A 15,683-nucleotide genomic window follows, 5' to 3' on the forward strand; every position below is an offset into this window, starting at 1 on the left:
AAAATGAAGGTTTGTACCATACCTTCAACATAAAAAAGACATTCTTGAAAAGAACGTCTCCTGTTAACTGCTTCCTTCTTTACTGTTTAATTTTTCTTTATCAACAATATCCTTTACAACCTCTTCAAGGGTTACATTGCCCAAAGTTTTCTCTAATGCTAATTGAGCAGCTGTAAATAATGGACCTATTGTTTCTTGGATATTCCTTCCCACAGGGCAAGCTGGATTTGGTTCTTCGTGTACACTAAACAATTCTTTCTCTTGTACAACATTAACTGCCTTATATACATCTAGTAAAGTAATTTCAGATAAATCTTTGGCAAGTTTAGCTCCCGCAATACCAGGATGTACTTCTACTAACCCTGCTTTTTTAAGCATCCCCATAATTTTTCTTATCACGGCAGGATTCGTATTTACACTACCTGCCAAAAATTCTGATGAGCTTATCCCCTCTTTATTTATTTCAATAAGAGCTAATATATGAATTCCAACGGCAAATCGGCTGCTTATAGACAATCTTCAGTCACCTTCCTTATGTTTATAACAAAAAATCTCCATGTTGTATCATGTAATTAATTCAATTACAAATGTATTATACCTTAAAATAAAGAACAGAATTAAAAAAGGTTTTTTAAATTAGTTGACGAAAATCCAAAATGTAATTAATATGGTTACAGGTAATCAAATCGATTACACCTAACAAGGAAAGTTGTAACAAGAAAGATTTTAACAAAAACATATTGGAGGAATAGACAATGAAAATGTTAGTAACAGGAGCGACAGGAAAATTGGGAACGAAAGTTGTAGAGACCTTATTGAAAACTGTACCAGCGAGCCAACTGGCTGTCAGTGTTCGCAATCCAGAGAAAGCGGAAGGATTGCGAGCTCGTGGAGTAGAGGTTCGCCAAGGAGATTTTGATCGTCCAGAAACATTGGATACTGCTTTTGCAGGTATCGATCGTTTATTAATTATTTCTGCGGATGGAGACAACGAAACAAGAATTCGACAACACACAAATGCGGTAGCTGCGGCAGAGCGCGCAGGAGTTAAATTTATTGCGTATACCAGTATAGTGAATGCAAAGGAAAGTAAAAACTTATTCGCTCCAACGCATCAGGTAACAGAAGAAGCGATCTTGAAAACAGGCATTCCTTACTCCTTCTTACGCAACAACTGGTACTTGGAGAATGAAATTTCAAGCATTCAAGGTGTCCTAGCAGGAGCTCCTTGGGTGACATCAGCAGGAAACGGCAAGGTTGGCTGGGCACTACAACAAGATTATGCAGAAGCTGCGGCAGCGGTACTATCCGGTAACGGGCACGAAAATACAATCTACGAGCTTTCTGGCAAGCTATTGACTCAGGAAGAACTTGTATCTGCCCTTGGCACTGTATTGGGTAAAGAAGTACCTGTGCAGCAGGTTGATGACGCTGCTTATGCCGATATTATGAAAGGTGTTGGCGTACCAGATTTCCTTGTTCCTATGCTTGTTGACATCCAAAAAAGCATTCGGGAAGGCACACTGGAAATTGAGAGCAATGACTTCGAAAAACTTCTTGGTCGTCCAGTTACCCCAATCAAAGAGGGACTAACTCAAATCGTTAATGGAATCTCTCAAACAAAATAATTGATTGCAAAATATAAACAGGCGACAGATGAGGCGGTTGCGCCTTTTGGTACAGGGACCCCGCAACTCTGTAAAAGGACCTTCGTCAATTGTTTATCACACGCGTTTTCAACTGCCAGATTAGAAATTTGGCTCGTAATCGTTGCTTGTACAAACTTTTGCTTAGAACCGGTGCCTAAACGAAGAAGGCTGTCATCTCCCATTCTCTCCACCGGTATCTTTGCTTGGACTGCTGCCTCATAAATCGCCTCCGTACTGGGCCCAAGAGGATGACTCAAAAGGTATAAAAAGACATACCTTTTGAGTCATCCTCCTGAAAGGGACCCGTCATGAAAATCCGGCAAAATCAAAGAATTCCGTGACGGGTCCTTTCAGTAAAGATCAACTTTTGCCATTGATTAGAGGCTTATGGGACAGCCTCTCCTTATATCTCGTTTATTTGAACTAGTCCCACTTAGCTAACGCTTGAAGTGGGAGTATTCTTTCGGAAAATGATAAAAGGTCGAACAATGACCTTCAATTCTCCTGGCAACCGAATTTTCCGCCTCCTTCTGGTTTTGATCATTTAAATACTTTTTATTCCATTATTTAACTAGCTATCATATTTAATTGTCCGTATTCAATTGTAAGAAGTAAATGGTTCTTCTCTTGGAAGCGGAAAAAATTGATCACCTGGACCGAGGAATCGTAATGCGGCAAAACTTTGAAACCGAGATTTTCTCGAACCGCCAAATTGTAGTTTGTTTAACGTTTTGATTTCAAATTGCTCTGCAAATCGAAAAGCAAATCCAGCTTTTTCGCCTCGGAAGATTCCTTTTTGCGGCACTTTTTTAACATTTCCTTCTTGTTGGATCGTTTTTGATTCTTTTTCTTTGGCAGGGCGAATATGGAACAGTACATACTCTTGCTTCGCGGCGTTTTGAAGAGATGCCCTCCCCTCTCTTTGTTCTCCTATACTGGAGATTTCTTTTTCTTTGATGACTAGGACAAATTCAATTCCTTTTTTAGTTTTTCTTTGAAGGATTCCTACTTCATCTGTAATGGAAAAAGGCTGCCGAGTCTGTTTGTCATTTCCTTTTTCAACTTGTTCAGGTTGGATGACACGATATAATGCTTTGCTGCCATTTTCATCAGAGACAAAATCGAACGGTGAAATGGACTTCTCAGGTACAAAATAAACATCGTACAGCTCCTCTTTTTCATCTAGATGCACACACAAAGCCAGTGATTGTCCTCCCTCTTTTTGGAATCGTTTTTTGTCTGGTATGTTCAGTTTTACTCCAGGAAAGCGAACAAAGATGTAAGTATGATGTTTCTCAGGTATAACCGTCAGAACTTCCATACTACCCACTACCTTTCTGGAAACTTACAAGCAACTTTTGCCTGTGATGCACAAATTCCACATAAGAATGTAATCTCCTACCTTCTGACGCAGGGATTTTATCGTCAGTATCTTGTAAAATTCGACCGATCGTTTCTTTTTTACTTTACCCGGTTCATATGTAGTACAACAGTGGATTTCTACGAAAAATGGTTTCATTAACTATATACCGTTGGGAAACTTGTCTCATTCCATTTGAGATGGATTTCATATACTATGACATGACTTCTAATTTTGAGTTATCCACTCTCTATAGAAAGGAAGAATTTTTGTGGGGGAATTCGGTAACTTCTGGCAAAAAGACTTCATTACTGTAGCATTAAACGATGCTTTTCCTTGGAGCAATCAGGGACCTAGAAGCAGAGTAAAGTTGGATCCGAGTGACAATACTAAAATCATAGTCAACAATGCCGGGAAGTACAAAATAGACTTTGTAGTCTTTATTGAGAATCTAGCTAGTTCCACTTTTTATCCTCCAAGTATCCAAGTTACAATAAACGGAAAACGTATCGGTAGAGCCCGTTTTGCGTTACAGCTTGAACCTAATACTGTTGTAGACGAATGTTTGCAATTAACAGGTACGGTTATTATTAACGTACGAACCGATCATTCGGTTATTCAATTAATCAATCGTTCCGCTTCAGGCGGAGATAGTACTGACATTAGTACTTGCGACGCCGGACCAGTTGCTGCAACTATCAATCTTGTAAAAGTTAGCTGAGAATTTATCATTTTCCGAAAGAATACTCCCACTTCAAGGAATGTGCAGGGCATAGCCCAATGAGTAAGTGGGAGATGAATTTCGGTAGGCGTTAGCCTAAGCTAATAGTAGGTATAAAGGCAAGCCTGTCTTTTTCTTATTCCATGCAAGCCTGTGGAATACGATGTGGAGTTAGTGGATATTAATGGGGACACCCATTTTTTCTATTTAATTATTTTGTTTTCTGAATTGGATATATCCAAAAGCGTAAGACAATCCGCTAAACAGACCGGTGAATAATAATGAAAGCGGGTGGTGAAAAACAGAAACGAGAAACATCCCGATTGCACATCCGAATGCCCCGTATAAGGAAAGGAACACGATCGCTCTTTTATTTTTTAATGTCATCCCCATACATATCCCGCCAAAGAAGCCGACTAAACTGTAGATGACCGTCTTACTATTCATTACAGCATCCTCCTCATCATTTTACCGGTTTTTACTGGGTGAGACGTGAGAGTGATGAAAACAGCTTTTCTATTCCTCCTTTAAACCTTTCGCCCCTAACTGGGATTCTCTTACTAAATAAATGGTTTCTTCCCCATCTGCCGCTTGTAGTTTGTTCTCTTATGATTCAGGGGACAGAATGATTTATTACTGAGGAGGCTTATTGTTATGCATATTCCAAAAGGATACCTTTCATTCAGTGGATGGATGTTAATTTTAGGAGGGATAATGGGGTTTATTGGACAGTTAATCCATCTTGTGTTTGTCTGGTTTGGAGCTGTATTAGCATTTGAGAAATCAAAAAAGGCTATGATCCAGAGAAAAGTGTAGCTGTACAATTGAATGATTGAGTCTTACCGCTGTATGCAAAATCCCGCAGGAATAGAAGATTTCTCTCCGTTCCTGCGGGATTTTACTTTTGGATCAGTCCTCTAAATTGCTGATAAAAAGTTGCCTGTCACCACCTGTTTATAGAACGATAAAACAGATTCCCCCCAGTACTAGGATAATCCCCATTATCGTTCTATAGGTGATTCCTTCCTGGTTCTTGAAAAGGATAAAACTTAAAGGTGTTACAATGACTGGAGTAGACAATGTTATAAGGTTGGCAATGGAGATTGGGATATATCGCATTGATGCAATAACAGAGATTTGAGCTGAAATAGTAATGACACCGCTAATAACATAAAGTAGAACACCTGTAGAATCCGACTTTCTTATTTGTCCCCAAAAATCACGGGTATTTTTATTGGTGGCCACATGCAGTAAAAAGCCCAACAATGCCCCAAGTATTCCCCCCAGGATGGGCTGATTCCAGTTTTGAATGGCCGCTCCTCTGACAACATTCCCAACTGCATATGAAAAGGAGCTGAGAAAAGCTAACAGAACCCCTGATTGAAGCAGCCATTTAAAGGAAAATTCATTGACAGATTGCATCCCTAATGGTTCTCTGCTTACAGCGATTTCCCTTTTCACAGAGCTCTGTGAAATGTAAGAGACTAGGAACAATCCGAGCAGAATAAGTATAATAGCTGATAAATCCATCCATCCTAGCTTTTCGCCCATGAACAGCCAGGCAATAATGGTTGTAAACAATGGATTGCTCACTTGAAATGCACTTGCCCTTGTCGGACCTAACTTATCGATTGTCTCAAAGAAAAACCAACGCCCTAGGTATGTACTAAATAAGCCAGCTGACAAAAAAAGGAAAAACCCTTTCGTATTCCAATCCACAATACCACCTTCAAAAAAAAGCACTTGAATCAGAAATAGGAAGGAAGCAAATAACACATTCACTCCCACAGAAATGAGAAATCCCAAATTAAGATTCAATCGAGCGGCGGCCATCTTTGTTATGATAATGTTGGCAGAAAACAAAATCAATGCCACAAATGCTAGCAATTCACCCATCCTTTCCCCCCTCTTCTCTTGTAGATTCTAGAGATTTACAACTCGACATGGCGAGGATTCCCCGCCATTTTCTTAATTCCCATCCTTGTTAAGAAACACTTCTTGCTTCATCTACCATGGCATTCCAATCACTACAAATAGGAGCCACGCGAATCCTGGACCAAGAGCGATAAAGACTCCGGTAGTGAACAAGAGCTGCCTGAAAAACACCCTCTCTTTCATACCTTGCACATTCGCAAGTAATAGTGCTCCAGCTGAAGAAAGTGGACTTAAGTCAACAATGCTGGAAGAAGCAGAGATCGCTGATATTACATTATTGGTCGAAAAGGTAGGATCCTGCAAGATTGGAGTCGCAATCGGGATAACAGATGCCAGGAAACCTGTTGTCGAGGCAAAGGCTGACACAAATCCACCTACGTATGAGACCGTCAGAGTTGCCAACAGCGGGTTACCCATATCCGCTATAAGCGCAGTCACGTAGTCCATAACTCCAATTTTTTCCATAACCCCTACATATGTCACGATCCCCGTGACCAGAAAAATTACCCCCCAAGGCATTTCTTTAAGAATTCCATCTTGTTTACCAGGGGCTATCAAGGCCAGTACAAAACCTACTAGAATAGCCGCAAAACCAATACTCACATCGAATCCAAGAGATAGGATGCCTAAGACGACAATAGACGCAAGACAGATTCCTTTATATAAATTTAAACCGCCTTCTCGTTTTTCTGCCGGTTCATTCCCATCCGTTTGGATGACTTCTGCGGTGGCTGCTACGAAATCAAGAGCAGTCGATTGCCTTTTTAAGAAGCGAAACCCGCCAAATAGGATGAATACTATCAGCGCCACCAGTCCGAAATAAATGAAGCAATTAACTAAGAGCACTGCTGGAGAATGCGTCAGGTCTCTAGATTGCATGCCGCCGTTGACAATTATGCCAAAGACATTTAGAGGTGAGAAGGAGCCAGCCTGCATCCCCATAATAATCATGATACTCATCATAAGAGGGTTGATTTTGTATTTGTAAGCTATTTTTAATGCGATTGGAGCCACAAGAGAAACAACTGCAATCCCATAAGTACCGACACCTGCCAGTACCAAACTCAACATGAACATGAGCCATGGAGTCAGACCGACTTTACCTTTGACTAAACGGAGCCCCCATTCAGCGATTAAATCGACGACCCCACTTTTTTGGATAATGGCAAACAAATAAGTGATCCCTACAATAGTGATAAACAGTTCCGCTGGAAAGATGCTATAAATTTCGTCAATGCTAAGCCCGCTTACTAGAGTACCGACAATAAATGCTGCGACGAATCCTAAAACACCGATATTAATCGGCAAGCTTGCACCAATGGCAAATATAATCAGAAGCACTATGATTGCAATTGTTTCTAAGCTCATCCAATTTCCCCCTAAATTTTAAAATCGAAAGAATTTGTATATAGTCCTGTCAAATGTTAATTCAGCATCCATTTCTAAACGCTTACATTTATGGGCCCTTGCTTCATCAACTACATATAACCTATCCGTTTGACGAGGGGATACCGTTAATATCAGAAGCCCCTGTCTTCACCTATAAGATAACGCTTTCAAAAAATGATATCTAAAACATAACGCGGTAAGAAGGTGGAGCTCTTGACACGCTGTATGGACCATTCGTCTGGAAAAATTCATACAGCCATGGCAAATGAAGTTCCTGTAAAAGTTGCATTTGTCCAAAATTGTAATAAAAACAGTGAATGGCTAGCCATTTTAAGCACAGACTACACGTTGTCCGAACAAGAAATTGTCCGCTCAGCGAACAATTGGCGGGATGTTCCATGAACTTTGTGACGAAATGCATGAACTTGATTGGACTGTAGCTTTTAATGGGCGAAAAATTAGGATATCGCAGAGTGGATCTTTGTTACCTGCTTTGGTTGAGATAAAGAAAACACAATAAATGTAACCGCTAACATTAAAGTGATAAAAATTGAGTTGTGCAGGAACGGGTCTATTGATGCAAACAAAATCACATAAAACTGAAAGAGTGTGATCCCGCAAATGAGTAATAGGATGAAACTCTATCATTCTGATATAATATATATAAAAACTAAAAGAGTGAAGAGATCATCCTACCAAATTATTGATCCCGTTTTTTATCAGATAAGCCCAAGCAGATATCAGCATTGTTAACGGAATAGGTGAGGCTGCCCATTGATAATAGCCGGGAGCTTATCCATTTATCCTCTTCTACTCAATCAAATTGTATTTTTCACCTTTTCTTTTACAGGTACTTGATAATCTAAATACAATTCTTTTCTTTCTTTGGATGATTGGATAGCTTTAATACACACTTCCAGGTTAGCTTTTGCCCAACGTCCATCATGTACCGGCTTTTCTCCTTCTATTACAGCTTTGTAAAGCTCGTCAATGACATTCATGCGCCCTGTCTCTTCTTTAGATATAGGAACAATATATTTTTCGTCTTCCCCATAAACGATCAGCCCCTCCGGGTGTTGTCGGATATCTCCCTTTTCACAGCTAACAACAGTCAATCCAAAGAAAGGATGATTTTTTTCTGAATCCTTGTAGTTTTTCGATCGTTTCCCGCCATATCCTGAGGCTATTTTTAACGCCACTTCATCCGCCTGGGATTTTGTTTCTTTTATCATGCGACGGGATTGTGCATAAACGTTCGACTTTGTCAATGGACCACCTTCTCCGATATCAAAGGTTAATTCAGTTGTATGGAAATGATCATATCCATTATATACAGCCGTTGCCGCAGCACCATCTTCAAACTCTAAGAAAACGGTGTGGTTGCCTTCTGTTGGGCGGGAATCATCCAATACCCCAGTTACCGCACGAATGCTTCTAATCATTCCCCCTCCTAAAAGCCTAATAATATCAAATTGGTGCGACCCCTGACGGTAGGTAACCCCACCCCCAAGTTCCGTTTTTAGTTCTTCAGGTGTCCTAGGGCGATATATCCAATCATTGTAATACCAATTGTGAATCATCACAACTTTCCCCAGCTCACCACTCTCAATAATTTCTCCCATTTTCTGAATTGGCGGTTCAAAACTGTGAGAATGTCCTACTATAAGTTGAACACCATTTTTTTCTGCTATTTCAATCATGTGATCTGCATCTTCTAAAGATACGGATAACGGTTTTTCCACTATGATATGCTTTTTTGCTTCAGCAGCAATTCTAACATGTTCTGTATGTAATTCTGTAGGTGTTGCAATGTATACTGCATCTATACTGGGACTTTTACATAAGTCCTCTATTGAGTAATAAGTTTCAGCATTGTAGTCTTTTGCAAATTTTTCAAGCCTTTCTTTGTTTCTAGTTGCAGCTGCAGCCAGTCTAACCTTTGGATGTTTTAATATAGCAGGAATCATAGAAGCTCCGGCAATCCCAAGTCCAACAATCCCAATATTTAACACTCCGTGTTGTGAGGGCATATGATATCTCCTTTCAAAATTTCATTTTCTCCGCTTCTTGTAATTTCTTCACATAATATCGCCAAACCCATTTGGCATTAAATTTCGTTCCCAAGTCAGGTAACTCCGCAATATCCTCTTCAGAAATCGGAGGTGCTTCACGTCCTGCTTTGGCCACTTCTAATGTTACTTTTGCCAATGTATTGAAGTTCAAAGCATTGATCGTCGCTTCCTCAATGGTTGCACCGGTTGCAGTGATTCCGTGCCCTCTCATTAAACAAATGTCTTTATTCCCCATCTCTTCAATCATTGGGGCTGCCAGTTCCGGCCGTGTTACCAGATACGATCTTGGAAAAATCGGAATTCCTTCTAATGCCATCCGCATCGCTGGTATATTAAAAGCTCCAAAAATGGGACGTAATGGTAAATCGGAAATTCCACAAATCAAAGCTGCTGGAGGATGTGCATGAATAACACAACCAACTTCAGGCCTTGATTTCATAATCTCGCCATGAATTGGTAATTCTTTTGGGATTTGATATTTTCCTTGAAGATCATCTCCCTTACCATCAAAATCTACCCGCCTAATCGCCTCAACGGTCGTATACCTAACCCCATTTTCCAGTTCTCCCCTGCAACGGATAAACATTTCATTAGTACCCGGAATTCGGGCGCTCACGTGACCTAGTGTCTCATCTACCAGTCCTTCCATTGCTAAAATTCTGCAGGAGAGTGCTACTTTTTCCCTGAGTTCGTTTAATGAATCGTTCACCTTTATTCCCCCTTCTTTCCTTATACACTGGCTAGCTCTGGGGCAGTCACACGTTTAACCTCTACAATTTCGCCTTTCCATGAACACTCACTGCACCAGCAAAAATAGGCTGTATCATCAGATATCCAATATTCATTTAGTAGACTGCTGGATTTCAACAAAGACTCTCCACAATTTGGACAATACTTTAACTTTATTTCATAGTTTTTACTGTCGCTCATCTACGAATCCTCCCAAATAAAGATAGAGCAAGAAGCTCCTTCTAAGTTAAGAAGGAGTTTCTTGCCGATTAAAGACTAGAAAGAACCTTGCCGCCTTTACAAAGCTCAATAATCTCGTCAAGATTGGGAGCATATCTCGTATTCCAGTCTTTTGCCACCCCTGACAATAAGCCCCCTTCACTAAATTTGTCTTCCTCTTGCGGCAACTCAATGTATTCATTTTTCCGAGGATCGCGAATCACACATTTTGGGTCTTCCCCATTTTCTACTTTTTTTAGTTCTCTCTTTAGTATTTGGCGATACATAATGATTCCTTTATCAGAAGTCCCTAGACGTTCTGTAGTTCGATCTGCAATAGGCCCCTGTGTAATCCATGCCATCATGTCCTGTCCATCAATATAATCTGTTATAAATTTGCCATCCTGATCTTTAATAGGGCACTCATACAAAGAAATCGGGTAATCTTTTGGTATCTCAACACCTTCTTTTGGAACAAAACATGTATACCAAAAATGCAATGTATGCGTATCGTCCATCGGGACACGAATTTGAAATGAGTGGGCACCGCTGTCACCGACGCGCAGCATAGTCGGGAATACAATAGGGTGACCAATAGCCCAGTCTTCGTTTTCTTCCGTTTGTCCTTCCAATACACGACGTTTAATGATTCCCCAATCAAATTCATCAAACCCGATTTTTAGATGATGTTTTGTTATTTTCCATTCATCTTGCGGTCGGCCTTGCTGCTCAAAAATATGTTGGAAGTAATGTCCATGCAGCCATTCCAGATGGGTTGGGTCTAAAGAATTTTCCATTATTTGCATCCAGTTACATGGGATGACAGCATAACCGATGGTACGGATGACATTTTTTCGAACAAAAAGGTCCCATTTCGGTAATTCAGGGGCAGGGGCAGGTCCCATATAAGCAAATACCAGCCCTCCTAATTCCTCTACTTTATAACCCGAAATTTTAATCCGATCTTTAAAGGTACTGTTTTCAGGTTCATTCGGTTGTTCAATACACTGTCCGGCTCCGTTATATAACCAGCCATGATATTGACAGCGCAGTCCACATTTCTCTGGGATAGCATACTCAAGAGATACTCCCCTGTGGGCACATTTGTCTGCCACTAGTCCCAAATTATTTGATTTATCACGATATAAAACAAGCTCTTCTCCCAAAAGCTTTACTTTTTTTATAGTGCCAATTTTTTCAACCTCTGAACTGGCAGCAATCGGATGCCAATATCTTCTTAAAAGCTCTCCCATTGGCTTTCCAGGACCAACTTGAATTAAGGTTTCATTTTGTTCTTTGCTTAACATAAAAAACCCTCCTTATAAAATAAATCCAGAGATCATCTCCTAAAAAGAAAACCTCGGAGATAAAGAAATATGTAACAGAAAATTCCAACTATTACGAGTAATCTTTTAGTAAGAGCGAAATGGAAGCTGAAAACTCATTCACTTTGCTCCAGCCTTTCATATGGAGCAGACCTTTGTTGATTGAATAGTCGGAATTTAAAAATTATTCTATTAACATTATAGGCTAGATATCGCTATAAATCTAATTTAATAATATAGATATAATCATATACAAAAGCTTATAACCCACTAAGTTTATAGGATTTAAAACTATTACCTGCATCCTGCAGAGAGTAAGAATACGAGAATCAGAAAAAAAGAATAGATATATAAGTCCCATTTAATTTTTCAGCTTCTGTGACGGCTCCTTCTTCTGTTTGCTCCTTTCTGTTCTCTCATCTTGAATGAGCTTACAAAGGTTCTTGTATAAGCGGCTGACAAGAACCCTTAAGGGAGATTGGCAGCCGCTTATGCGTAAATAATGCAGCATAGACCGCTTTTGTCCATGTTACATTATTTATGTGGATTCATATATTTCTTAATGGTCATTCATTCAATCTATTATATAATACAAATAACAATTCATTTCTTTATATATAATCATTTATAACTGAAGCAAGGTCTCCTGTTCGAATCTAACAGCCCGAAAATGTCACAATTAAAAATGAACCAATGCAAGGAGGAGGGACATGGATATCCCAATAAACCTTCATCAATTGCAATTATTTTGTTGCGTTGTTGAACACGGCAGTTATAGTCAAGCAGCGGAAAGTTTGATTATGACACAGCCTGCTTTAAGCTTGCAAATCAAATCGTTGGAAACAAAATTGGGAGCGAAGCTTTTTGTGCGGAAAGGAAACAAGATTGAGCTTACAGAAGCTGGTAAACTTGTGGATCGATATGCTTCTAGTTTACTTAGCCTCGATAAACAGCTGCGTTCTTCAGTCGAAGAATTAATATCCGGCGAAGCCGGACACATTGCCATTGGTAGTAACCGTCCCATAGGCCGCTATCTACTGCCTAATTTCACTCTGAACTTCATGCAGCGATTCCCTACCGTAGAATTGACAACTACCTATGTTGATACGGATCAGGTCTACCGCTATGTGTTGGACGAGAAAGTAAATGTTGGATTTGTTACATGGTCAAAGGAACAAGCTACACCGTCCAAAATTATAAAACACCTAATCCTTAGAGACTACTGGTCATTGGTTTGTGCAGCGGATTCTCCCTGGGCAGCATGGCAAGGAAGTATCCAGGACGTACTGCGCAAAGCCCCTTTGATAGGTTCATTGCCAAAGACCACTCATGGGAAAATGATCAATTTAGAATTGCGCCGACTCGGTTTAGATTCTAATGATTACCGTTTTAATTTGCGCCTTGACGATATTGAATCAATCAAAATGGCGGTAATCTCCCAATTAGGAATCGCCTTCCTACCGCGAACGACCATTGAAAGGGAATTGTCTAGCGGAGAACTAGTTCAAGTTCCATTAACAGATGAGTACACCCCCTCTCTGGACTACTATTTAGTTGTAAAAGAAGGGATATATATGACCCCTACATTGAAAAACTTTATTAAATTTATTTTAGAAACAAACGATGTAAAATAGTTTGTGGAGCTTAGGGTCAGTCCTCTGCCGTGTTAATAGTTTAATTCAGTGAGATACTGCCCCTAAAATTCCCTTACTCTTTAACATTCTTTTTGTTTTCGCCTACAATCTTCCTGTTTTTTATTTCATTTATTATTTAGAACATAGTTTTATTAAATTAAAAAGACAATAAATAAACAAAACATCCTAACTATATAAGTCTCGCTTAATTTTTTAACCTCTGTCACCGGGCCTGCTTCTATTTGCGCCTTTCTGTTCTCTCACCTTGAGCAGGCTTACAAAGGTCTTCGTATAAGCGGCTGACAAGAACCCGAAAGGGAGATTGGCGGCCGCTTATGCGTAAATAATTTGCGTGGATGTTTTTTATCCACGTCAAATTATTTATGTGAATTTATATAAATAAAGAGGCTGGCCTATAAGTTCAAAAAAATGATAGATTTTATGTTTTATGCAAAATGGACCGTCAATCAAAACCCATGGTGCTACTGGATTTATATAACGGTCCATTTTGCGGGGGGGTGACCCAATAGGGGCGATTTTTCTCCTTTTGGGTCACCCCCCTCGACTTTCCATTCATCATCATTGTTCAGCCAGTATATCTTGTCCGCTAGACCGATTTATTCCCCTTCATATATTCTATCGTTTGTCTTAAGCCCTCTCTATAAGACGTACGAGGCAGCGGGCCCATTAGCTTTTCATATTTTTCACCGCTTAACACGACCGGTTCTTCATTTAAATAAAACATTTCAACCACTTCACGCATATTTGAACTAAAAAGACCGAGAAACCTTATCATGTTTTTAGTAACGGTTGATACTCGTTTATTGTAATGAGTGATGGTCCGGATCGTTTCAACTATTTCTTCTCCTGTAATGACGTCATATCCGGGAATGTTCCAGTTTTGTCCGTATGCATGATCATGTAAAGCTAAATTGACGATTGCCTTCGCACCATCCGGAGTAAAAATAAACTCTCTCGCAATCTTTTGGTCTCCAACAAAGCTTGATTTTTTATTGTTTACTATATTTTGAAGTGTGTAGTGTAAAAGGGTATTTTCAGCATTGGGTCCATAAAAATCAGGGAAATGTACGATTAAAGCCGGGACACCTGATTCTTTTACCATCGTTTCCACCTGCAATCGAATGCTTCCTTTTTTCGTATGGGGATTTTTAGGGGTTGTTTCACTTACTTTTTTTCCTGCACTCCGTCCGTAAGCGTAAATGTTATCGACAATGGCAAGCTTTGCTGACTGATGTCGTGAAACATTTACGATATTGGACATGAACAAAGCCAGCTTTTCTTCCCACTCTGAATACGGTATATTCGCTGCCTGAAAAATGACGTCAACATCTGAAGCTGCCGCCCGTAAATCCTCGATACGAAAAATATCACCGGTAAAGATTGTGACATTCGGATCTCCTTCAAACAGTTTTTCTAATTTAGCCTTTGTACGTGCAAAGGCTATAACGGCGATCCCCCTGCCGGATAATTCTTTCACAATCGAATACCCCATTCCTCCTGAAGCCCCTACCACTAATGCTTTTCTCATATTGTTCTCCTCCCCGCTTTAATTAACCACTGGTTAATTAAATTCAAAAAAATTTAAGTGACCGACTTCAATAGAAAATTCACATGTGAATGAGCTAAGTTCTTCACATCCTCATAGCTAGTTACATGACGGCTATAATGAGTCACAAACCCATGTAAGGATAAAAATATAGACCATATTTCTTGAATGGATATTTTCTTTTCACATAATGAATAAACACTTTGCGCAAATTTTTCATAACTTTTATCCGGCCCTTGATTAAGGAAATTCCTGACCTCCTCATCTTTAATTAAAAACATGATCTCATAGTGGCTTTGATGTGTAAGACCGAACTTGATAAACCCCAACAAGATCTGCTTTAGCTTTTCCTTACGATCCAACACTTGCTCCATCATGTCATCTAATATTTGATCAAGCATTTGAAAGTGTTCCTCCACCATGGCATAAAATAACTCTGCCTTATTTTTAAAATGATAGTAAATGGCACCATGGCTATAATTCAATTCCTTTGCAATTTGTCTCATCGACACATGCTGATACCCTTTTCTTACAAATAGATCTCTTGCAGCATCCATGATCATTTCACGTGTTAATTCTTGTTGTACAGCTTTTCTCGGTGACATTGCAACCTCCTTATTAACCACTGTTTAATAAAATTTTATTACAATAAATCCCAGCTGTCAATATTAACATCTACGCCCATTCTTTTTGTTTTCCCCTACAATCTTCCTGCTTTTCACTTTACTTATCATTTAGAACATAGTTTTATTTAAAATGAAAAACCAATAAAAACAGATCATCCTAACTAATAAATAAAGCACCTGCACGAATGTGCAAATGCCCGACTTTCCATTCATCATCATTATTCAGTCAGTATACATGCAGCTCTATTCATACAGTAGTTACCTTAACGATCTATATAAATCCAATTTAATTTTTTAACCTCTGTCACCGGGCTTTCTTCTATTCGCGCCTTTCTGTTCTCTCATCTTGAATGAGCATACAAAGGTTCTCGTATAAGGCTTCGGCAAGGGCCCGTAAGGGAAATGGGCGAAGCCTTATGCGTAAATCATGTAGCATGGACCGCTTTTGTCCATGTTA

Annotated in this window: 16 protein-coding genes and 1 pseudogene; 5 read left to right on the forward strand and 12 right to left on the reverse strand. The window is 39.6% G+C overall.

Going from position 1 to position 15,683, the window contains the following annotated elements; genetic code table 11:
• Positions 1 to 63: 63 nt before the first annotated feature.
• Positions 64 to 516, reverse strand: a complete 453-nt coding sequence (locus ACFOU2_RS15570) for an Rrf2 family transcriptional regulator (RefSeq protein WP_377916664.1) — start codon at positions 514 to 516, stop codon at positions 64 to 66.
• A gap of 239 nt (positions 517 to 755) precedes the next feature.
• On the opposite strand from ACFOU2_RS15570, the gene ACFOU2_RS15575 reads away from it, so the two are divergent.
• Complete coding sequence (locus tag ACFOU2_RS15575) at positions 756 to 1,628, forward strand: SDR family oxidoreductase (RefSeq protein WP_377916666.1); 873 nt, start codon at positions 756 to 758, stop codon at positions 1,626 to 1,628.
• On the opposite strand, the gene ACFOU2_RS15580 is transcribed toward ACFOU2_RS15575, so the two are convergent.
• The gene (locus ACFOU2_RS15580) at positions 1,616 to 1,831 is read right to left on the reverse strand and encodes a hypothetical protein (RefSeq protein ID WP_377916668.1); all 216 of its coding nucleotides are present in this window, start codon (positions 1,829 to 1,831) and stop codon (positions 1,616 to 1,618) included. The genes ACFOU2_RS15575 and ACFOU2_RS15580 overlap by 13 nt on opposite strands.
• A gap of 416 nt (positions 1,832 to 2,247) precedes the next feature.
• Complete coding sequence (locus ACFOU2_RS15585) at positions 2,248 to 2,970, reverse strand: hypothetical protein (protein WP_377916670.1); 723 nt, start codon at positions 2,968 to 2,970, stop codon at positions 2,248 to 2,250.
• Between the two features lie 310 nt (positions 2,971 to 3,280).
• Here ACFOU2_RS15585 and ACFOU2_RS15590 point away from each other — a divergent pair, with 310 nt between their 5' ends.
• Complete coding sequence (locus ACFOU2_RS15590) at positions 3,281 to 3,730, forward strand: hypothetical protein (RefSeq protein ID WP_377916672.1); 450 nt, start codon at positions 3,281 to 3,283, stop codon at positions 3,728 to 3,730.
• 207 nt (positions 3,731 to 3,937) lie between these two features.
• Here ACFOU2_RS15590 and ACFOU2_RS15595 read toward each other — a convergent pair whose 3' ends face one another.
• On the reverse strand, positions 3,938 to 4,177 hold the full coding sequence (locus ACFOU2_RS15595) for a hypothetical protein (protein ID WP_377916674.1): 240 nt from the start codon (positions 4,175 to 4,177) through the stop codon (positions 3,938 to 3,940).
• A gap of 207 nt (positions 4,178 to 4,384) precedes the next feature.
• On the opposite strand from ACFOU2_RS15595, the gene ACFOU2_RS15600 reads away from it, so the two are divergent.
• Positions 4,385 to 4,546 (forward strand): hypothetical protein, encoded by a 162-nt coding sequence (locus ACFOU2_RS15600; protein WP_377916676.1) that lies wholly within the window; start codon positions 4,385 to 4,387, stop codon positions 4,544 to 4,546.
• A gap of 138 nt (positions 4,547 to 4,684) precedes the next feature.
• On the opposite strand, the gene ACFOU2_RS15605 is transcribed toward ACFOU2_RS15600, so the two are convergent.
• Both ACFOU2_RS15605 and ACFOU2_RS15610 read right to left on the reverse strand, forming a co-directional pair.
• Entirely contained in the window at positions 4,685 to 5,626 is a 942-nt protein-coding gene (locus ACFOU2_RS15605) for a DMT family transporter (RefSeq protein WP_377916678.1), read from the reverse strand.
• Positions 5,627 to 5,737: 111 nt separating this feature from the next.
• Positions 5,738 to 7,033 (reverse strand): SLC13 family permease, encoded by a 1,296-nt coding sequence (locus tag ACFOU2_RS15610; protein ID WP_377916680.1) that lies wholly within the window; start codon positions 7,031 to 7,033, stop codon positions 5,738 to 5,740.
• A 267-nt stretch (positions 7,034 to 7,300) separates the two neighbouring features.
• Between ACFOU2_RS15610 and ACFOU2_RS15615 the strand changes: the two are divergent.
• A pseudogene (locus tag ACFOU2_RS15615) lies at positions 7,301 to 7,496 on the forward strand (hypothetical protein); the annotation flags it as partial.
• A gap of 376 nt (positions 7,497 to 7,872) precedes the next feature.
• Here ACFOU2_RS15615 and ACFOU2_RS15620 read toward each other — a convergent pair.
• From ACFOU2_RS15620 to ACFOU2_RS15635, 4 genes are all read right to left on the reverse strand, one after another.
• Positions 7,873 to 9,084 (reverse strand): Gfo/Idh/MocA family protein, encoded by a 1,212-nt coding sequence (locus ACFOU2_RS15620; protein WP_377916682.1) that lies wholly within the window; start codon positions 9,082 to 9,084, stop codon positions 7,873 to 7,875.
• A gap of 13 nt (positions 9,085 to 9,097) precedes the next feature.
• Positions 9,098 to 9,835: a class II aldolase/adducin family protein gene (locus tag ACFOU2_RS15625; RefSeq protein ID WP_377916684.1), complete on the reverse strand. Its 738-nt coding sequence runs from the start codon at positions 9,833 to 9,835 to the stop codon at positions 9,098 to 9,100.
• A gap of 20 nt (positions 9,836 to 9,855) precedes the next feature.
• Positions 9,856 to 10,056: a hypothetical protein gene (locus ACFOU2_RS15630; RefSeq protein WP_377916686.1), complete on the reverse strand. Its 201-nt coding sequence runs from the start codon at positions 10,054 to 10,056 to the stop codon at positions 9,856 to 9,858.
• A 68-nt stretch (positions 10,057 to 10,124) separates the two neighbouring features.
• Positions 10,125 to 11,381 carry a Rieske 2Fe-2S domain-containing protein gene (locus tag ACFOU2_RS15635; RefSeq protein ID WP_377916688.1) on the reverse strand — a complete coding sequence of 419 codons (1,257 nt, stop codon included), beginning with the start codon at positions 11,379 to 11,381 and terminating at the stop codon, positions 10,125 to 10,127.
• 728 nt (positions 11,382 to 12,109) lie between these two features.
• Here ACFOU2_RS15635 and ACFOU2_RS15640 point away from each other — a divergent pair.
• Positions 12,110 to 13,033 (forward strand): LysR family transcriptional regulator, encoded by a 924-nt coding sequence (locus ACFOU2_RS15640; RefSeq protein WP_377916690.1) that lies wholly within the window; start codon positions 12,110 to 12,112, stop codon positions 13,031 to 13,033.
• A 607-nt stretch (positions 13,034 to 13,640) separates the two neighbouring features.
• Here the strand turns inward: ACFOU2_RS15640 and ACFOU2_RS15645 are convergent.
• Positions 13,641 to 14,582, reverse strand: coding sequence for an SDR family NAD(P)-dependent oxidoreductase (locus tag ACFOU2_RS15645; RefSeq protein WP_377916692.1), 942 nt, complete (start codon positions 14,580 to 14,582; stop codon positions 13,641 to 13,643).
• 53 nt (positions 14,583 to 14,635) lie between these two features.
• Positions 14,636 to 15,205 carry a TetR/AcrR family transcriptional regulator gene (locus ACFOU2_RS15650; RefSeq protein ID WP_377916694.1) on the reverse strand — a complete coding sequence of 190 codons (570 nt, stop codon included), beginning with the start codon at positions 15,203 to 15,205 and terminating at the stop codon, positions 14,636 to 14,638.
• Positions 15,206 to 15,683: the final 478 nt, after the last annotated feature.

Source organism: Bacillus songklensis (assembly GCF_042649685.1).
Classification (GTDB): domain Bacteria; phylum Bacillota; class Bacilli; order Bacillales; family Bacillaceae_H; genus Bacillus_BA; species Bacillus_BA songklensis.

What these genes read in the sequence shown, in the direction of transcription:
- ACFOU2_RS15640 (WP_377916690.1), top strand. Translation starts at nt 12,110, where the DNA reads ATGGATATCCCAATAAACCTTCATCAATTGCAATTATTTTGTTGCGTT.
- ACFOU2_RS15605 (WP_377916678.1), bottom strand. Translation starts at nt 5,626, where the DNA reads ATGGGTGAATTGCTAGCATTTGTGGCATTGATTTTGTTTTCTGCCAAC.
- ACFOU2_RS15575 (WP_377916666.1), top strand. Translation starts at nt 756, where the DNA reads ATGAAAATGTTAGTAACAGGAGCGACAGGAAAATTGGGAACGAAAGTT.
- ACFOU2_RS15610 (WP_377916680.1), bottom strand. Translation starts at nt 7,033, where the DNA reads ATGAGCTTAGAAACAATTGCAATCATAGTGCTTCTGATTATATTTGCC.
- ACFOU2_RS15580 (WP_377916668.1), bottom strand. Translation starts at nt 1,831, where the DNA reads ATGGGAGATGACAGCCTTCTTCGTTTAGGCACCGGTTCTAAGCAAAAG.
- ACFOU2_RS15585 (WP_377916670.1), bottom strand. Translation starts at nt 2,970, where the DNA reads ATGGAAGTTCTGACGGTTATACCTGAGAAACATCATACTTACATCTTT.
- ACFOU2_RS15630 (WP_377916686.1), bottom strand. Translation starts at nt 10,056, where the DNA reads ATGAGCGACAGTAAAAACTATGAAATAAAGTTAAAGTATTGTCCAAAT.
- ACFOU2_RS15620 (WP_377916682.1), bottom strand. Translation starts at nt 9,084, where the DNA reads ATGCCCTCACAACACGGAGTGTTAAATATTGGGATTGTTGGACTTGGG.
- ACFOU2_RS15635 (WP_377916688.1), bottom strand. Translation starts at nt 11,381, where the DNA reads ATGTTAAGCAAAGAACAAAATGAAACCTTAATTCAAGTTGGTCCTGGA.
- ACFOU2_RS15600 (WP_377916676.1), top strand. Translation starts at nt 4,385, where the DNA reads ATGCATATTCCAAAAGGATACCTTTCATTCAGTGGATGGATGTTAATT.
- ACFOU2_RS15595 (WP_377916674.1), bottom strand. Translation starts at nt 4,177, where the DNA reads ATGAATAGTAAGACGGTCATCTACAGTTTAGTCGGCTTCTTTGGCGGG.
- ACFOU2_RS15650 (WP_377916694.1), bottom strand. Translation starts at nt 15,205, where the DNA reads ATGTCACCGAGAAAAGCTGTACAACAAGAATTAACACGTGAAATGATC.
- ACFOU2_RS15645 (WP_377916692.1), bottom strand. Translation starts at nt 14,582, where the DNA reads ATGAGAAAAGCATTAGTGGTAGGGGCTTCAGGAGGAATGGGGTATTCG.